The organism is Thermodesulfobacteriota bacterium (assembly GCA_031082315.1).
GTDB lineage: Bacteria > Desulfobacterota > QYQD01 > QYQD01 > QYQD01 > QYQD01.
The window spans coordinates 68,350-86,715 of record JAVHLC010000004.1 but is presented as its reverse complement, the minus strand read 5'-3'; the positions used below and the strand labels follow the sequence as shown (position 1 = coordinate 86,715).

The 18,366-nt window shown below is 47.5% G+C and carries 15 protein-coding genes; 13 read left to right on the top strand and 2 right to left on the bottom strand.

Annotation, left to right across the window (positions count from 1 at the left end; genetic code table 11):
• Positions 1-75 precede the first annotated feature (75 nt).
• From RDU59_05305 to RDU59_05255, 11 genes are all read left to right on the top strand, one after another.
• A complete protein-coding gene (locus tag RDU59_05305) occupies positions 76-468 on the top strand; it encodes a flagellar protein FlaG (GenBank protein ID MDQ7837890.1) in 393 nt (130 codons plus the stop codon).
• 336 nt (positions 469-804) lie between these two features.
• A complete protein-coding gene (fliD, locus tag RDU59_05300) occupies positions 805-3,876 on the top strand; it encodes a flagellar filament capping protein FliD (protein ID MDQ7837889.1) in 3,072 nt (1,023 codons plus the stop codon).
• A 27-nt stretch (positions 3,877-3,903) separates the two neighbouring features.
• Complete coding sequence (fliS, locus tag RDU59_05295; GenBank protein MDQ7837888.1) at positions 3,904-4,338, top strand: flagellar export chaperone FliS; 435 nt, start codon at positions 3,904-3,906, stop codon at positions 4,336-4,338.
• Between the two features lies 1 nt (position 4,339).
• Complete coding sequence (locus RDU59_05290) at positions 4,340-4,807, top strand: hypothetical protein (protein MDQ7837887.1); 468 nt, start codon at positions 4,340-4,342, stop codon at positions 4,805-4,807.
• Positions 4,808-5,115: 308 nt separating this feature from the next.
• Positions 5,116-5,808 carry a response regulator gene (locus RDU59_05285; protein ID MDQ7837886.1) on the top strand — a complete coding sequence of 231 codons (693 nt, stop codon included), beginning with the start codon at positions 5,116-5,118 and terminating at the stop codon, positions 5,806-5,808.
• Between the two features lie 180 nt (positions 5,809-5,988).
• Entirely contained in the window at positions 5,989-7,560 is a 1,572-nt protein-coding gene (locus RDU59_05280; GenBank protein ID MDQ7837885.1) for a response regulator, read from the top strand.
• A 243-nt stretch (positions 7,561-7,803) separates the two neighbouring features.
• Positions 7,804-8,397, top strand: coding sequence for a hypothetical protein (locus RDU59_05275; protein ID MDQ7837884.1), 594 nt, complete (start codon positions 7,804-7,806; stop codon positions 8,395-8,397).
• 88 nt (positions 8,398-8,485) lie between these two features.
• Positions 8,486-9,286, top strand: coding sequence for an ATP-binding protein (locus RDU59_05270; GenBank protein ID MDQ7837883.1), 801 nt, complete (start codon positions 8,486-8,488; stop codon positions 9,284-9,286).
• Entirely contained in the window at positions 9,287-10,036 is a 750-nt protein-coding gene (locus RDU59_05265; protein ID MDQ7837882.1) for a protein phosphatase CheZ, read from the top strand.
• Positions 10,037-10,049: 13 nt separating this feature from the next.
• Positions 10,050-12,623: an HDOD domain-containing protein gene (locus RDU59_05260; GenBank protein ID MDQ7837881.1), complete on the top strand. Its 2,574-nt coding sequence runs from the start codon at positions 10,050-10,052 to the stop codon at positions 12,621-12,623.
• A gap of 64 nt (positions 12,624-12,687) precedes the next feature.
• Positions 12,688-14,529, top strand: a complete 1,842-nt coding sequence (locus RDU59_05255) for a response regulator (protein ID MDQ7837880.1) — start codon at positions 12,688-12,690, stop codon at positions 14,527-14,529.
• A 42-nt stretch (positions 14,530-14,571) separates the two neighbouring features.
• Here the strand turns inward: RDU59_05255 and RDU59_05250 are convergent, their stop codons facing one another.
• Complete coding sequence (locus RDU59_05250) at positions 14,572-15,324, bottom strand: flagellar motor protein MotB (GenBank protein ID MDQ7837879.1); 753 nt, start codon at positions 15,322-15,324, stop codon at positions 14,572-14,574.
• A gap of 6 nt (positions 15,325-15,330) precedes the next feature.
• On the bottom strand, positions 15,331-16,119 hold the full coding sequence (locus RDU59_05245) for a flagellar motor protein (protein ID MDQ7837878.1): 789 nt from the start codon (positions 16,117-16,119) through the stop codon (positions 15,331-15,333).
• Positions 16,120-16,262: 143 nt separating this feature from the next.
• Between RDU59_05245 and RDU59_05240 the strand changes: the two genes are divergently transcribed.
• Positions 16,263-17,240, top strand: coding sequence for an HD domain-containing phosphohydrolase (locus RDU59_05240; protein MDQ7837877.1), 978 nt, complete (start codon positions 16,263-16,265; stop codon positions 17,238-17,240).
• Between the two features lie 12 nt (positions 17,241-17,252).
• A complete protein-coding gene (locus RDU59_05235) occupies positions 17,253-18,248 on the top strand; it encodes an HDOD domain-containing protein (protein ID MDQ7837876.1) in 996 nt (331 codons plus the stop codon).
• Positions 18,249-18,366 lie beyond the last annotated feature (118 nt).

Sequence of the window (18,366 nt, the reverse complement as noted above, 5' to 3'; positions counted from 1 at the left end):
AGACGTTTTTGGGATTTTTCACGGACAACGGTTAACGGACAACGGTGAACGGTTAATGGATACTGGGAGGCTGAGATGGAAATCATTGAAGTGAGAGCAAGCGCAGTTGCTAATCCACCACCGCGCGCTTCCATGATAAGCTTTAATGCGGAAGAAACGAAGACTAAGCAAATGCCGGCAGGGCCTGAGCCGAAAAAAGACGCTGAACCGGCGCAGTCGGAACTTATCAGAAAGGTGGCTAAAGGAAATGAAGAGGCCATCAGGAAAGTGGCCGAAAATATTAACCGGTTCATGGAGGACATGGACTTCAGTCTTCGATTCATTCCGGATAAGGAAGCAGGGATAGTGACCGTAAAGGTGTTGGACAGCGACGGGAATACTATCCGTACTATACCACCAGAGGAAATGGCAGCCCTTTCTTCCAGGATTGGGTCGAGCATTGGCATGCTGGTGAACGTTGACCGATAGTATATGTTTACGAGTTCCAGGTTCCAGGTTCCAGGTTCACGGTTGGAGAGGAAGTTGTCTTTTCGCTATCCCCTATGCCCTGTGCTCCATGCTTTCTTGTCGGACAACGGTGAACGGTGAACGGTGAACGAATAATAGTGTGTCCCACTGTTGGAGATTTCAAAGAAACAGAATTACGTTCCCAATGGATTGTTCAGTGAGTTGATAGACAATTTGCACAGAATATCCGCCAAGATTAACGCACTGAAGAATTCACTGAAACAATAGATACTTTACCATTTCCCTCGATCCTTTTCGGACAACGGTGAACGGTGAACGAGCAATAGGGGGTTCTCAATGGCCGGCACTCAGTTAATAAGTGGATTAATCAGCGGTCTCGACTGGAGATCTATGATCGACCAGTTGATAGCGGTCGAGCATAAGCGGGTTGACCTGGTAATAAATAGAAAAAGTGAATATGAGTCAAAGCTTGGCGAATGGCGGGGCATGAATACGAAGCTATTGGCTCTTAAAACGGCATCTACCGCCCTAAGTACCGAGAGCGCCTTTAAAGTATTTTCCTCCACCACCACGTCCAATACAAGTACCGCAGCCTCTAACCTGCTGACGGTTTCCACCAGTTCCGCGGCCTCTCCCGGAACCTATAACATTGAGGTCAATAATCTCGCTCAGTCGGAAAAGATTTCCTCACAGAACTATGCCGCCACAGATACGGCCCTTTCTTTATCCGGGGATATCTTAATATCGGGAAAGGTGGTCAGCATCGTGTCCACCGATACCCTGGCAAACATCAAGGATAAGATCAATGCCGTCAATACGGGGACGACGCCGACCGGAGTTACTGCCAGTATCGTCAAGCACTCCTCTACGGATTATCATCTGGTCTTGAGGAGCGATGAGACAGGCGAGGACGGAATCAGTGTCCTCGAGGGGGCCTATAATGGTGGTGACAACATCCTTGAAGAAATGGGCTTTATCAGCGGTTCAACCACTATCAAGAATACGACCAGTGACGGCGCTAAAAGTGACCTGTTTACGAGTTCCAATGGAGCCGTCAAAACGCTATTAGGATTGACCAGCGCACCGGGGGCCACGGATGTTACAATAGGTGGAAACTCCGTTAGTATTGATCTATCCAGCGCTACCGAATCACTGACGACGATTGCACAAAAGATAGACGCGCTCGCGGGCATTTCGGCTGAGGTTGTCTCGGAAGAAGTGGATGGGGAGACTAAATACCGGATAGATATCAGCGGCACGACTTCCTTTACGGATAACGGCAATATCCTTCAGACGCTCGGAATTCTGGAAGGGACATACGGAACTGAGACCGAGGTGCATACGGGCACTGTAGTCGTACAGGACGGCACCGGCACCCCTCTCGCAGGCACCCCGGCCACGGCTATGACCGCTCTGCAAATTGGAGGCGTCTCGGCCGGTGTGGCAAATGGTGATAAGATTACTATCTCCGGGACAAAGCATAACGGCACATCTGCTACCACAACAGAGTTTATAGTGGCCGCCGATGCGGATCATGATGGCGTGGACGACCTGCTAACTCATATTCAAAGTGCATTCGGCAGTACGGTCACGGCTTCGTTTGTAAACGGCAAGTTAACCATCACGGATAGCAGCAGTGGCGACAGTCAACTGGAGGTGTCTATCATCTGCGACAATGCGGGCGGAGGCACGCTCGATTTCGGGGAGATCTCCATGACCACGGAAGGCCGATCCATGCAGATAGCTGCCGGGGAAGATGCCGAGATCGTGGTCGATAATGTGGTCATAACCAACTCATCCAATACTATTACTGACATCATAGAAGGTGTGACCCTGAATATTGCAGGGGAAAGCGCCGATACCACGGTTACCCTCAAAATAGAACGGGATATTAGCGCTATAAAGGAAAAAATCAATGCCGTGGCCGATGCCTATAATGCGATCATGCAGTACATAAATACCCAGTTCGACTATGATGAGGAGAATGAAAAGGTCGGCGGGATTCTCTTCGGGGACGGGACACTGTCTTCTATAAAGTCTGAATTGATAAATACCATCACACAAACAGTCACGGGGGTATCCAGCGACTATAACCGGTTGCCCCTGATCGGAGTCTCGCTGGATGACGATGCCCTGATGACCATTGATGACGAAGATCTGACCGCTGCCCTTCAGGCAAATTTTGATCATGTAAAAAAGCTTTTTATCGCCCATGGCTCGTCACCAAATTCCAATCTGGAGTATGTCGGGCATACAAATAATACAGTAGGGGGTACCTATGATGTAAATATCACCCAGGCCGGCACTCGTACTACGGTCACCGGCTCGAAAGCCCTCGCCGCGACGTTAGGGGAAGCGGTAGCGGTGACCATTACGGACTATGCCACCGGCCGGGTGGCTGAGGTGAGCCTTACCAGCAGTATGGATATAGACGATGTGGTCAACGCCATCAATTCGGAGATGGGCGAAGAATACACGGAACAACTCAAGGGGGATACCGCAAATGCCGGTGTCACCTCGTCGACTTTGTTTAACGATGCCAGTGTGGGCGGCAATAATAATGATGTCATAACGTTTTCCGGGACAAGACGGAACGGAATCAGTGTCTCCGGGAGTTACACAATTAGCGATGCGACTACAGAAACCGTAGGAGACCTTCTTGAAGCTATTGAAGATATGTTCGAAGACGAGGTGACCGCTGCCCTGGATAGTAATGGAAAATTAGTCATAACCGACACGCAGGCCGGGGACAGCAACCTTTCGTTTTCCATTGATACTACGGCGCTTGGCGTTCTGAATTTCGGCACGGTTGACGTGGATCCTACTGGAGCGGATGGCAGCCAGGAGGGCCGTTACGCTATGACCATTACCGCATCCGAAGGTACGGACGGAGACGCAAACAAGCTAATCCTGACTCATAATGCATATGGCACCGGGCATATCATCGTGGCCTCCCAGGCCAGCGCCTCGGACCCCCTGGGACTGGACGATGCCACGCAGGTTTACGGCAAAGATGTTGCCGGAACGATCAATAGCGTGACCGCCACGGGGAGCGGACAAACGCTCTATCTGGATAGTGATGGCAACAACGCAGACGGTTTGTCGATTAACTATACGGGTAGCGGCGCCACCACTACAACCTTTACCTTAACCCTGGGGATCGCAGATCTGCTGGAACGCCAGCTTGGCTTTATCACCGATGCCTCTGATGGATACGTAACGTACAAACAGACTTCCCTTGAAAACAGCATTGACAGCTTTGAGACCCAGATCGAGCAAATGGAGGCAAGCCTGAACCGTAAAATGGATGTGATGATCAGTCAATTCGTGGCCATGGAACAGGTAATCGGTCAACTTCAGACTGTAAGCAGCTGGTTGACCAGCCAGATGACCGGGATGTTTTCCTAAAAATTTGAAGGATAAGGAGTAACACGGATGAAGTACCCTAAAGGCATTAGAGCTTATAAAAATACAGCAATAGGGACGGCCGACCAGAAGGATCTAATCCTTATTTGCTACGATGAGGTCCTAAGGTCTCTCCAGGTCGGAAAGGAGTGTTATTTCAAGAAGGAATTTGAGGAAAAAGCAAGGCAATTTATCCGGGCGCAGGGTTTTATATCAGAGCTGTTGTGTTCGCTGAACATGGAAGCCGGCGGCGAGATTGCCCGGAACTTAAGCGCTATTTACAAGTTCTGCTTGCAGCATATTGTGCAAGGTGACGTAAGTGGAAATATGAGGGCTATTGATGATATTATTAAGATGCTTTCGGAACTCAGATCCGCCTGGGCGCAGCTTGATATGAGGCCCCAGGTTGAGTCCCGGCCTGAGGAAGTAACCGGTGAGGCCAGGGAATTTAGTGTGGGGGCCTGATATGAACGGAATACCGGAGACAGAATACAGGAGACGGGAGACAGAAGCGAGCGTAGAAGAACTACTAAAGGAGAAACAGGGCCTTTGCCTGAAGTTAAAGGAGAATATGCAGGCCTTTAAAGGGGCCCTTCAGGCCGGAGACGCGGGACTGTTGGCAACTATCACCGGACAGAGAGATAGGTTTATGAAGGCCATAGATGCCCTTGACCGCCGGCTTTCCTTGGCCGGATTTCGCCCGGCATCCGGTCAGAGTGAAAAGAGGGACAACCCTGTCCAAGGATGGATCGATAAATTGAAACTTATATTGAAAGAGATATTCGTCATCCATGAGGAATGCCTGGCCTATGCTGAGGCGCGTTCCCGTGAGCTTCGGCAGCAGATTTTATGCCTGCAACGTGATACACGGGCGGTCAGGGGTTATGCTCCTCAAAATTTTTTTTCTCCCCGCTTTATAGATACGGCGAAGTAATGTTCGTATCCGTTCACTGTTGTCCGTGAAAAACACGAAAACGTCCAACCTATTTAAGTTTCCTGTCTTTTTTGACGATAAGCCAGAAAAATCTGTGTTTTCACCGGAGAGTTGCAAAAGTTGCGGATAACTACTCAGGTTCAAAGTTACAAGGTTCACGGTTCAAGGTTAGGGAGCGGTGAAGATCAACACGAAAGGCGCAAAGTAGCCAACCGTGAACTGTGAACCTGACAACCCGAGTAGTTACAGTTGCAGAAGTTAAAAGAGCTACAAATACCTCAGGTTGTGAATTTTGGAAGAACCCGGACATGAATGGAAATACTGATAGAAATATCCATATCCTTATTGTTGAGGACGAAAAGAACATTGGTGATCTTCTAAAGGAGAGCCTTTCGTCTGACGATCGTAGCATAACGGTTTCATACGATGGGGCGGAGGCTATCCGCGAGCTTAAACGGAAGAAGTATGACTTGGTGATAACGGATATTATGCTGCCCGGCGCAAGCGGGATAGATGTTCTTCGCGAGGCCAAAACCCTTTATCCGCACAGTATGGTTATCATTATTACCGGCTACGCCTCCCTGGAGACGGCCATAGAAGCAGTCAGGGAAGGGGCCTATGACTACCTGCGCAAACCATTTCGACTGGACGAAATAAAGATAGCTGTTAACAACGCCTGCGAAAAGATAAGACTTATAAGGGAAAATAGTCTTTTAATGCATAATCTGAAACAGGCGTATGCCGAGTTAAAGAGATTTGATGAGGCCGAGAAGAGACAGGCAAAAGCTGATGGGGCGAATATCGGAAGATCTGAGTTAAGATCAAATTCTTTGGACATATTCCCCCGGCATGTTATTCCGCCTTCATATTTTGAGGGGGAGGAGGGGATCAAAAAGATTCTGACCGACATGGAGAGGATTGTTCGCCTGAAGAATGCCGGCTTATTGGATGAAGACGAGTTTAGCCTTTGTAAGAAACTGCTGCTTGAGATGGCCAAGTAATTTTAGTCTGGAAATCAAAAGATTCCAGACTAAGCAGTCAGCATGTTTGTTATCCGTTATCCGACATTTTCTTTCGGTAAACGGTCAACAGTGAACGGTGGACCGGCTTCATGCTGATCGCTGAAAGCGTGAAGCCGGAAACAGTAGTTTCCGGATGAACACTAATTAGAAAGGTATCTTATGGACAAGTCTTTAAATGTGATGGTAGTTGACGACGATGCGGTCATCTGCGAGACGCTGCGGGAATTTTTTCTTGCCCTGGGCGATTACGAGGTATTTACGGCCCATGATGGTTACGAGGCCTTTGATCTGCTGAATAAAGTAGAGATGGACTGTATTTTTGTTGATTTCATGATGCCGGGCATGAGCGGGTTGCAGTTCCTGGAGAAGGTGAAGACCCATGACAAGTCTATTCTAGTCGTAGTTATGACCGGATATCCTTCCCATGACGCCATTATTGAGGCTATGCGTAAGGGCGCCTCAGATTTTTTAACCAAGCCGTTTAAATTAGACGAGATAAGAATAGCCCTAGAAAGGCTGGCCCGGGAGCGTTCCATCTTAAAAGAAAATATATTCTTAAGCGAGGAACTCAAAGAGAAGAAGGCCCTGGAGGACCTTAATAAACGATTAGAGAAAAAAATCAGAGAGCAGTCTATACTCTTTATGATCGGTGATACCCTGAGCAAGGTTCATCGCACCGAGGAACTTTATCAAAAAATAGTTGAGATGGCCTGTCAATTGGTGGACGCTGAAAAATCATTTTTCATGCTGGCCGATATGGAGAAGGGAGAGATGGTGCTTATTGCTGCCCAGGGTATTGATAAAGAGGAATATATCGGTAGATGGGCGGCCCCATTAAAAGGCAATATGATCGGGCAGGTTATCTTAGAGGGCGTGCCCTTGATTTTAAAGGACATCCAGAAACATAGCGGTCCCAAGCTGGATTTTTTGCCCCAAGGTATCAAGGGGACGCTTATTACTATCCCGTTTAAAATCCGCAATGAGACCTTTGGCGCTTTAACTGTGACCGGGAAGAAGACGGGGGATGTTTTTTCTGAAGAAGACCTTTTTATCCTCTTTTTACTGGCAGAGAAGTCTTCCCTGACCGTAGAAAATTTGATCTTATATGAAAGCGTGATGTTAAACCTCCACGCCACATTAAGGGCACTGGTCAGTACGCTGGAGGCGAAAGACCCTTATACCAGAAGTCATTCGGGACGGGTAACCGCTTATGCCATAAAGATAGCCAGGGCCTTGGGACTTAAGCAGGAAGAGATCGATTCTATAGCCTTTGCCGGCTATCTGCATGATATAGGGAAAATAGGCATCCGGGATGATATTCTCTTAAAGCCGGGTAAGCTTTTAGCGCAGGAATATGATATTATAAAAAAACATCCGGTTATCGGTGAGAATATAGTTAAACACCTTGGGCTGTTGCCCAAGGAGAAGGCCATTATCCGGCACCACCATGAGAGATGGGATGGCAAAGGATATCCGGACGGACTTAAGGGAGAAGATATACCGTTGCTTTCCCGGATACTGGCGGTGGCGGATGCTTATGATGCCTTGACTTCCAACCGCCCTTATCGTAAGGCCAAAAGCCGGAGCGAGGCTATCCGAATATTGCAAGAGAACAGGTTTATCCAGTTTGATGGTCAGGGTGTAGATATTTTGGTCGGCATTTTGGAGGAGGAGGGCAATACCAAAGAAATTAAAAAGGGATCTAAGCGCCAGCACATGTCAATAGCTTGACGGTATGTCGATTTTTGCCACAGAGTTCATAGCGCGGCATAGCCGCAACCAAAGAAGTTCACGGTTCCGAGTTCCACGTTCACGGTTTTTTAACCCTGAACCCTGAACTGTGAACTTTGAGCCTGTCGACAGCCGAGACGGCTGTACTACGGGTGCAAGATTGAACATAGTCCGAGTTTCCCGATGGAAACTATTTATTTGGCATGATAAGTGCAAATACCTCGCATGGGGAGAGTGAATTTCTTGGACGAAAGAGAGAATATAGAAAAGCGAGAATTTGCCCGCGCCAGGGTCAGCCTGCCTGTTCAATACAATATCTTTGACTTAGAGGGATATAATAAGCTACGGGAAAAGAGAAAGGCTGAGACCCGGGTCTGCCGGCACAATCTTTTGGCTATTACATTTCCTCTTACGCCAATTTCCCGCCGCGAAGAGACAGATTATGATATAAGGGAACGCCTGGAAATCATTAATAATAAATTGGATTACTTAATAGGTCTTATTATAGGTGGTGTGCCAAAGAAGGAATATAAATATAGGGATGCGGTAGTGGAGTTAAGCGGCGCAGGATTGAGGATTATGACCTGCCGGCCGATTCCCACGGCAATGTATCTGGAACTCTGTCTTATAGTGCCATTTTTTCCCTATTTTATCGATGACATTTATGGACAGGTCAAAAGGGTAATCTCCGTACAGGAGGGAGATTCCCCTGAGGAGGCCTGTGAAGTGGCCGTAGAATTTATAGAGATAGAAGATGGCGTCAGAGAGAAATTGATTCAATTGACGTTTGAGAAACAAAGAGAGCTTCTGCGGAGCAGGAGGGAAGAAAAAATATGAAGCCACAGAGTGCACAGAGGAATTCTCTGTGTCCTCTGTGGTTAATTTTTGGTAAAATAGAGCAAAAGAACAGAGTAGGTGCACGGCCTTGGAAGATAAATTAATACAGGAAGTAATCCGTCAGCATTATATGTCCGGTATCGGGCGGTTAATGAAGGGCGTGGCCCATAATATGAATGGGCCCTTACAGGTTCTATCTATTCAGGTTGAACTTTTGAAAAAAATAATGGCCGAAGGGGGGGGGATTTTAGCTGACCTGGGCGCATTATCTTTCTCCGGCGAGGGTGGAAAACTTCTGAAGGATCTCGAGAGTAAACAAGAGATATGCGTTAAGAAGATCGGACAACTGGAAGAGGAGTTGGAGCGGCTGCATGGCATGACGGATTTTATTGTTAACCGGTGCGGCGCAAGCGAAGAGAACAATACCAGTATGGTGGACCTCAATGAGGTAATAAAAGATGAGGTCATCCTCCTGCACGCAGACCTATTTTTTAAGCATAAGGTCAGGAAGACACTAAAGTTAAAGGAATCTTTACCTCTGATCCCTGCCCGGTATCCGGACTTGAGCCAGGCACTGAATCACATTCTCCAAAACGCAATAGAAGCGATTATTGACGCAGAGGAACGGGAAATCATCGTTGAAACCGGTCTGAATGGCGGTAATGTCTTTGTTTCTGTACAGGATACGGGTTGCGGGATACCTCCTTCAGCCAAAGAGAAGCTCTTTACCCCGTTTTATACTACTAAACTTCACCCCCATCCCGGACTTGGTTTGTTTTTGGCCAGGAAGATATTGGAACCGTTAAGAGCAAAGTTTAAGGTCGAAAGCGAACCGGGAATGACCCGGGTGGCGGTGTTTTTCCCCTATAAAAAGAAGGAGAAAATGTGAATGAAGCTTGGAGATGAAAAAACCATGGATGAGTTGGTGCGGCAGATTGGTCAATACGTTGCCGAGACCCTGGAACCTACCTTTCGCGTTACACTGGAGACAGAGATAGGCAAGGCGCTGGACCGGGCTATAAATGAAGGCCGGTTCTATAAATACATGAGCGGGGAATTTCAAAAAGGGATAACCGGACTGTTCAAAGAAATATCTGACTTCAAAAAGACAACCGTTCAAACCGAATCCTCCTGCCTTCCGGATGCCCAGGAGAATGCCGAGAAGATGCTGTCAGAGGCATCCACCCAATTGGATTATGTCTTTAAATCTACAGAGGAAGCGGCCACCAAGATACTGGACATCATAGAGAAGAACATGGGGGTCCAGGAAAGGATATCGACTCTTCTGGAAAAAGAAGGGGCAAAGGTTTCCAGTAATGGTTTTGTTGGGGAGCTTAAGGCTATAAACACAGAGATACAGAATGATTATGTAGAGATTATGACTACCTTAAGCTTCCAGGATCTTACCGGGCAACGCATCAAAAAGGTTGTGGGATTTTTATCATTTATTGAAAATGAAGTGCTGCGCCTGTTGATCTCAACCGGGATGAAGATAAAGGAGAAAGCGGCCTATCCGGATAAAGACACAGAGCAGATCATCTCTGAGGCCGAAGCCAGGGCAGATATCACTTTAAAAGGACCGCAAGACGGGACAAGCCAGGCGGACATAGATAAGTTATTGGCTGACCTGGGTCTTTAGGTGAACTTTAATCTTGACCGGAGATATTTACAGCCAGATCAAATCCTCAGGATACTTGCCTCCACTTCCTCAGGTTGTGGCCGAACTCATGCGGGCCACCCTGAGTGATAAAACTTCTATAAGCGATATAGCCAAAATAATCCAGCGAGATCCTTCCCTTACCGGTTATGTGCTAAAGGTCGTAAATTCTCCCTTTTATGGTCTAAGCCGGAAGATTACCACGCCTTCTCAGGCCATCGTGATCCTGGGTCTCAGGGCCGTTCAGAATATCAGCCTGACCGCTTCTGTCTTCCAGACCTTTAGTGGGGTGAAAACAAAAAGCGCCTTTAGTGTCGAGCGATTCTGGTGGCATTCCCTGGCCTGCGCCCTGACCAACAAGCATCTGTCCGAAGAGGTCGGTTATGACAACAGCGAAGAGGCTTTTGTGGCCGGACTGTTGCACGATATCGGCAAACTGGTTCTCTATACAAACTTTAGCAGTGATTATGAAATAGTAGTCAAGAAACATCGGGAAGGAGAGAACCTGATTGTAACGGAAGAGAGCTTCTTTGGAACCAACCATGCGGATATTGGCGGATGGCTTCTGGATTCGTGGAACCTCCAGCCATTCATGGTGGATGCGGTTCGTTATCATCACCGGCCTCTTAAGAGAATAGTAACCGCCCTGTCCTTAGTCAAGACAACTTATCTGGCCAATGTGCTATCGCATGCCCTATTTGAAACCGGCGTTGAGGCCGGGCTTGGGGAAGAAGCGGAACTGGTGAGTAAATCACTGGGGGTTCCCTTAGATTATATAGATCAATTAAGCGAAAAACTGTCCAAGGATATTGAAGAACTTGCGGAGTGTATGGGTATCTCGGTTGAGACCCCCGGTCTTTCGCGCTCTCCGTCTATTAGTTACGGACAGTTGGATGATCTTTCAGAGAAGAAACAGAAAGAGATATGCGCTGCTATTAAGGATGTTTCACTTTTATTAGGGATGTTAAGAGCGCTCCTAGAGGCCAGGGATCGTGAAGAGGCTATTGATATAATCTTTGAGGCCCTTTCTATCCTGTTTTCCTTTGAATCGGCCCTTCTCATGCTGGTGGATAATAATGGACACACGCTGGTCGGCAAAAGGGCCTTCGGCACCAAACAGGACGACCTGGCTGAAAAGATAATCATTCAACTGGATAAAGACGGCAGTATCTGGCAGGAGGCTTTGACCTCAAAGTGCATAGCCCGCTCCAGGGAATTTTTTCGCAACCATTCATACACTATAATAGACGAACAGATCGGGAATCTCCTCAAGGCCAAAGATTTTATTGTTATTCCGCTGATACACGCGGGAGAAATCTTTGGCGTGCTGGCTCTGTGTGCGGAAAAATCATGGGATGAATCACAAGAGAGCTTACTGCAGGTGTTGGCCGTTCACGCGGCCGGCGCCTTAAAAACGCATAATCTTAGGGAGCGGTTATTTGAAGCCGACCGCCTTAATAAAACTATAGTCTATCACGCCCCGATCGGCCTTATCTCCCTGGATAAGGACGGGAGGATTATGCGTTTTAACCCGATGGCTAAAAAAGTCTTTGAGATACCGGCCGCCAGGAGCATGACCGGCCTTAATATCTGTGATGTTTTCGATGTGCAGTCAGATATTCTTAAGGAAAGGTTCGCGCCGCTCCTTTCCGGGCGTTATCAGGAGATATCTCCTTTTGAATATCGTGCTCCATCCGGCAAAACCTATTGGTTATGCGGCAAGGGGGTGCCCTTGGAAGACCGGAACTCCCTTAAAGGCTTTTTGATCCTGATGGAAGATGTGACCGAACGCATCCGGGCCGAAGAGACCATGCAGAAGTATGCCGCTTCCTTAGAGGAGCGGGTAAAAATAAAGACCCGGGCCCTGGAAGAAAGTCAGGCCCAGCTCTTGCGTGCCGCGCGTCTTGCCGCTACCGGACGTCTTGCCCGCAGGGTAGCCCATGAAGTGAATAATCCGCTGGGTATAATACGCAACTATTTACAAATTATGAGCCTCAAGATGCCGGAAGACGATCCGAAGAAGGAATCAATGCGTATTATAGATGAAGAAATAAGTCGTATCGCTTCCATAATTCAACAGTTAGTAGATTTTTCCCGGGCGGAGATGGTTAACCTCCAGCGCCTGGATATTAATAATCTTCTTCAGGACCTGGTCAAGATTATGCGGGAATCTTATCAAGAGCAGGGTATTACCATGATTTTAGATTTGTCAGAGAGCCCGGCTTATGCTAATGTGGATATTGATAAGATCAAGCAGGTCTTTATTAACCTGATCAAGAATGCGGCGGAGGCCATGCCGGACGGCGGCGAGATCCGGTTAGCTACGCGCCTGAGGGATAAAGATGGAAGGAATCTGGTGGCCGTTGAGGTGGCTGATACAGGAGCCGGTATCCCTGACGACGTCAAAAAACATATATTTGAACCTTTCTACAGCAGTAAGGGATTATCTAATTCCGGACTCGGGCTTTCAGTTTCTTATGGTATCATCAAGGCCTTAGGCGGCGACATTTCGGTGGAGAGCGCCGTAGGGAAGGGTACAACCTTTACCATTTTTCTGCCGGCGGGTTGATACATGAGTTTTGATCGCACCATATACGGGATTATTACTCATGGAGGAGTAGACAGGCTCCAAAATGTATAATATTTTGATTATTGATGACGAAAAACGGATGCGTGACAGCCTCAAGGTGCTTCTTTCGGGTGAGGGTTACGAGGTTGAAACCGCCGATAGTTGTCAGAGCGGCATAGAGTGTCTGAAGAAAGGCATTTATGCCTTGGTGGTTACGGATTTGGTTACTCCCCGATTGACCGGCTTTGAGGTGATGGATCATGTGGCCAAACATTGTCCTGAAACCTTAGTTATTGCTATGACCGGTTATGCCTCTCTGGACTCGGCCGTAGAGGCTATGCGCAGAGGCGCTTATGACTATATAGTTAAGCCTTTCAATTTTGACGTCATGAAATTGACGGTGAAGAGGGCTATAGATCGGGTCAACCTTTCCCGGCGGGTCAGGAAAACTGAAGAAAAATATAAATTGCTCGTAGAAGAAATAAACGATGGTTACTTTGTCTTACAGGATAAGAAATTGGTATATGCGAACAAGACCTTTGCCGGCATGTTGGGTTATAAACCGGAAGATATAACAGGCCGGGATGTTACATATTTTATCGGCCTTGGGACTTATCCTAAATTTGAGCAGTTACTATTGACTAAAAATGGAGATTCTGTCCAGGAGGAGTTTCATTTTAAAAGTAAAGAAGGGGCAGATGTCCCTGTAGAGATTCGGGTGACGCGGACTTATACGGATGATCAGCCTTCTCTGGTAGGGATATGCCGGGACATAAGAGAAAGAAAGGCATTATGGGATAAGATAATACGTTCGGAGAAACTGGCCTCACTAGGGGGACTTATTGCCGGGATCGCCCATGAATTAAACAACAAACTTACTCCGGTTCTGGCCTATGCTGAGCTGATGGGGGATTCTACGCTGGATCCTCAGAACCGGCGGCGAATTGAGATTGTCGCTAATTCGGCTATGGGAGCTAAAAAGGTCGTGGAATCGCTTCTCCTCTTCGCCCGTCAGGAAAAACCGCAGAGAAAGCGTATTGACATCAATGAAGTCATCCATAACGCCCTAAACTTGTTACAATATCAGTTTAAGAATGAAAAAATCGCCCTGAGACTGGATCTTAAAACTGATCTGCCGGATATCTTTGCCGATTTTCATCAAATGGAACAGGTTTTCCTGAATATAATCAAAAATGCCTTCCAGGCCATGGATGGGACAGGCGGACAATTAACCATTTGTTCGTTGAGTGATGAGAAAGATATTATAGTAGAAATTTCAGACACAGGTATCGGCATTTCCCCGGAAATCCAGCCGATTATCTTTGATCCGTTTTTTACCACTAAGGCCGAAGGCAAGGGCACAGGTTTAGGATTAAGTCTTTGTCATGGCATCGTGCAGGAGCATGGAGGCGAAATATCAGTAACCAGCGAGCCGGGCCGGACGGCCTTTCAGGTCAAATTACCCTTAAACAGGCCTGAAGCCGACCGCGGACAAGATAGATATTCATCCGGCGATAGTACGGAAAGAGAGGCCCGTAAGACCATCCTGGTTATTGATGATGAGGAAAGCATCTCCCTTCTTTTAAGTGAACTGCTGGAAGGTAAATATGAGGTCGCAAGGGTGTCGAACGGGCATGAGGCATTAAAGGTGATGGCGGACAGGGAATTCGATTTAATTATATCGGATATTAAAATGCCCGGTATGGATGGTATGGAATTTTTTAAATGGATTGAGACGAACAAGCCGTTGTATAAAAGGAAAATAGTCTTTACCACAGGAGTTACATTTGACGCGGAAGTCCACGCCTTTCTGGAGGGCACAAAAAACCCTTATCTTACTAAACCCTTCAAGATCGCCCAGCTTATGGAGGCCGTAGAGACGACATTAATGAAGAGTAACGAGTGACGAGTTACGAGTTACGAGTTTTTTAACCCGTAACTCGTAACTTTATTCTGGTTTTTCTCCCGCCCCTGAGCGCAGTATAACTATATCCACCCGTCTATTTTTAGACCGTCCATCTTCATTATCGTTCGGGACTACCGGGCGATATTCGCCGTAGCCGGCCGCTGACAGTTTCCTGGGGTCAAACGGATGGTATGTTAAGAGATGCCGGATGATTGCTGAGGCCCGGGCAGTTGATAATTCCCAGTTGGATGGGAATTGGGGTGTATTGATGGGTACATTGTCCGTGTGCCCTTCAATACGGATGTGATTAGGCGCTCTTAAGAGGGTTTGGGCTATCTCGTCCAGAACGGGTTTTATATCTTCGCGGATGGTGGCCCGGCCGATATCAAAAAATACCTTGTCCGCAATACTGATAACCATGCCACGTTCATCGATAGAGATGCTGACGGCCTGATTTAATCCCTTCTCCTTGGCCTCCAGAGATTTTTTGATTTCTTCGGCGGCCTTCTTAATTTTTTCTTCATAACCCGCGCCCTTATCGCTCACGAAACTGGGTTGAGCGGGGACGTTTGCACCAGGCATTACACTTCTGCCCCCTCCGCTTATCTCCGACAGGGGGATAGCGCCGAAGGCCCGCTGGATGGAGTCCATAACATAGCCCATCTTTTGGCCATCCACGCGGGACGAGGCGTACATGGTGACAAAAAAGGCGAACAGCAGGGTGATGAAGTCCGCATATGAGACCAGCCATCGTTCATGATTGACGTGTTCTTCGTGTTTTTTCTTTTTGCCCATGGTTATCTATCCTTTTTCGCGTACGGTCTGAGGCAGCGGTTTTTCTTTGGCGGCCTCAGACAGGAAGGATTTAAGCTTTTCTTCAATAATGCGTGGATTCTCACCGATGGAGACGGCCACCACCCCTTCCAGCATCATTTCCTTAGTAATTATACCGTCGCGGTTCCTTAGTTTTAATTTATTGCCGATGGGCAGGAAGATCAGATTGGCCGCGCCCACCCCATAGACGGTAGCCACGAAGGCTACGGCAATCCCAGGCCCCAGCTTGCTCGGGTCATCAAGGTTCTCCATAACATGAATCAGCCCCAAGACCGCCCCTATGATGCCAATGGTTGGCGAATACCCGCCGGCTGACTCAAATATCTTGCCGGCTACAGCGCCGTATTCTTCTGTATATTCTAATTCCGTTTCCATGGTCTCGCGAATAGACTTTGGCTCGATACCGTCAATGGCCAGCATGAGGGCCTTTTTCAGGAAGGGGTGCTGTATATCCTGGGCGTCTTTTTCCAGGGATAGTATCCCTTCTTTGCGGGCCTTATTGGCAAAACTGGTTATCTGGGCGATAATTTGATAAGGTTCTTCTTTCGGTTCGCTCAGGACGGTGCCGATACTTTTTACAGCGCCGATGATATCCTTAAGGGGAAAGCTGACAAATACAGCCCCCAATGTCCCCCCGAAAACAATGACGGCCGCGGTTCCCTGTGTGATGCTGCCCAGGTGGCCGCCTTCCAGTATCTGTCCGCCGACTATGGCGCCTACGCCTAAGATTAAGCCGATAATGGTTGCTATATCCATAATGTCTTATGTGGCTATTAGTGGTATTTATCTTCCGGGGTTTTACATCTTGTTATCGGCAGTATTAGTCTGAAACTTTAGCCATCAAGCTTGAAGATTTGGTTGAAAGTTGCCGAAGAGTTTTAAAGAGGGTTTAAAGGGAGATGGTTAAGGAAATGCCGGAATCTTTATCTTTTATCCCTATCCCCCTCGAAACCCTTATTGAGGAAAGTTCTCCTGATTTTGATATTTATTTGCGGCAAGGTATTAGGGAGGGCGGGTTTGTACTTTATCGGGAGGCGAACCTCTTTTTATCCCATAATCAGTTGGTGCGCCTAAAAAATAACGGAATTGGTACGGTTTTTATCCGGGGCGCGGATAGAGGCAAACGGTTACGCTATATGGCCGGTCAGCTCCGGCAGGTGATGGAAAGACAGAATATACCGGCATCAAAGAAGGCCGGTATAATTTATGGCCTTAGCAAGGGCGTAGTAGAGAATGTCATGGAGGATCCGCGGATAGAGAATGTAGAGATATGCAAAGAAGTAGCTGCGCAGCATGTAGCCCTTATCATAAGCGATGAGATGGCTTTCCAGAACTTTTTTAAAATCATGTCTTACGATTATTATACTCACACTCATAGCGTGAATGTCTGCATTTTTGTAACGGCCTTAATCAAGGTCCTGAGATTGTGTGACGAACAGACTATGAAGGTGCTGGGAATGGGGGCCTTGCTGCACGATGTAGGCAAGAGCCGTATAGATAAGGCCATTCTGAACAAACGGGGGCGGCTTACTCCGGAAGAGTTCGCGGAGATTAAAAAACATCCTGAACTGGGGTTTAAAATAGTACAGGATAGCTCACCGCTGCCCGCGGCAGGCGCAAAAATTATTCTGAATCACCATGAGAAATGCGATGGTTCAGGTTATCCCCGTGGCCTGAAAGGCGACGAGATAGATGTGTATTCAAAGATAACTTGCATAGTGGATATTTTTGATGCCCTGACCACAAATCGATGTTATAAGGGTGCATTACCCGGTTTTTCAGCCCTGGAGATAATGCAAAATGAGATGAGGGATCAGGTGAATCAGGCCTTATTAAAGGAACTCATCGTTCTAATCGGCAAAGTTTCCAGGCCTTAGGAGGTGATGATTTTGGACGGCAAAAATGATGTGTGGGAGATAGACCTGGATGACGATACGGGAAACAGTGATGAACTTGATCCTGCCGTCTTTAAGCTTATCTCTGAACAGATAGAGCAATTGCCTCCATTCCCGATGGTGATTAATCAGGTCCTGTCTATGATTGAGGACCCGAATGCCACGCTTGCCGATCTGTCCAGGATTATTTTGAATGACCCGTCATTGACCGGCATGATATTGAAGATTGTAAATTCTGCTTATTATGGATTTAACAGTAAAATATCAACGGTTTCACATGCTGTAAGTCTTTTGGGGTTCAATGAGGTAAAAAATATGGCCTTGAGCCTGCCTATCAATGACACCCTTTTCGCTAAAACCAGGTCGTCTGGTCTTAGCCAGGCCGACTTATGGGTACACTCCGTAGGCGTGGGTATTTGTGGCCGTAAGATAGGGGAGAAAGTGCGCTACCCTGTCCCCGAAGAGGCTTTTGTAGCCGGTCTGCTGCACGACATTGGGAAAACCCTGTTAAATGATGTATTCCCGGATAAGTTTGACCAGGCGTTGCACAGGGCAGAGGAACAACAACGGGCGCTCGTGGATATTGAACAGGAGTTATTAACTATCTCGCATGCTACAATCGGCTTCTGGCTGGCCCAACACTGGAAGCTGCCGGATGCCTTAACCGCTGCTATCCAGAATCACCATCAACCGCTCATTGCCATATCTGATGGAAATGCCGGTATACGTCTGGAAGCCATAATTTTCCTGGCTGATTTTTTGGCTAAATTCCTTTCGCTGGGGTTTAGTGGCGATAGATGCCTCCCTCAAATAGGACCGGAAATCGTTAAACATCTGGCTATTAAACCTGAAGATGTCGTCTCTATCGCCGAGGCTGTACAGAGGGATATTCAACCCACCTTACGGCCGTTTGGCCTGGAAATCGATTTGAAGTCGATTACTGCTGAAGACAAGACAAAGATGGCCGGTTTTTTTACAACCCTGGATTAGCCCGCCCTCAATCCTTTTTGCTTGCTTTTTCGCCTAGGTCTAAGTAAATTTTGATAAACTCGTAAAAAAGCCGTTTCACCGCTGAGTACGCAGAGCCCGCAACCCGCAACGTAGGGGC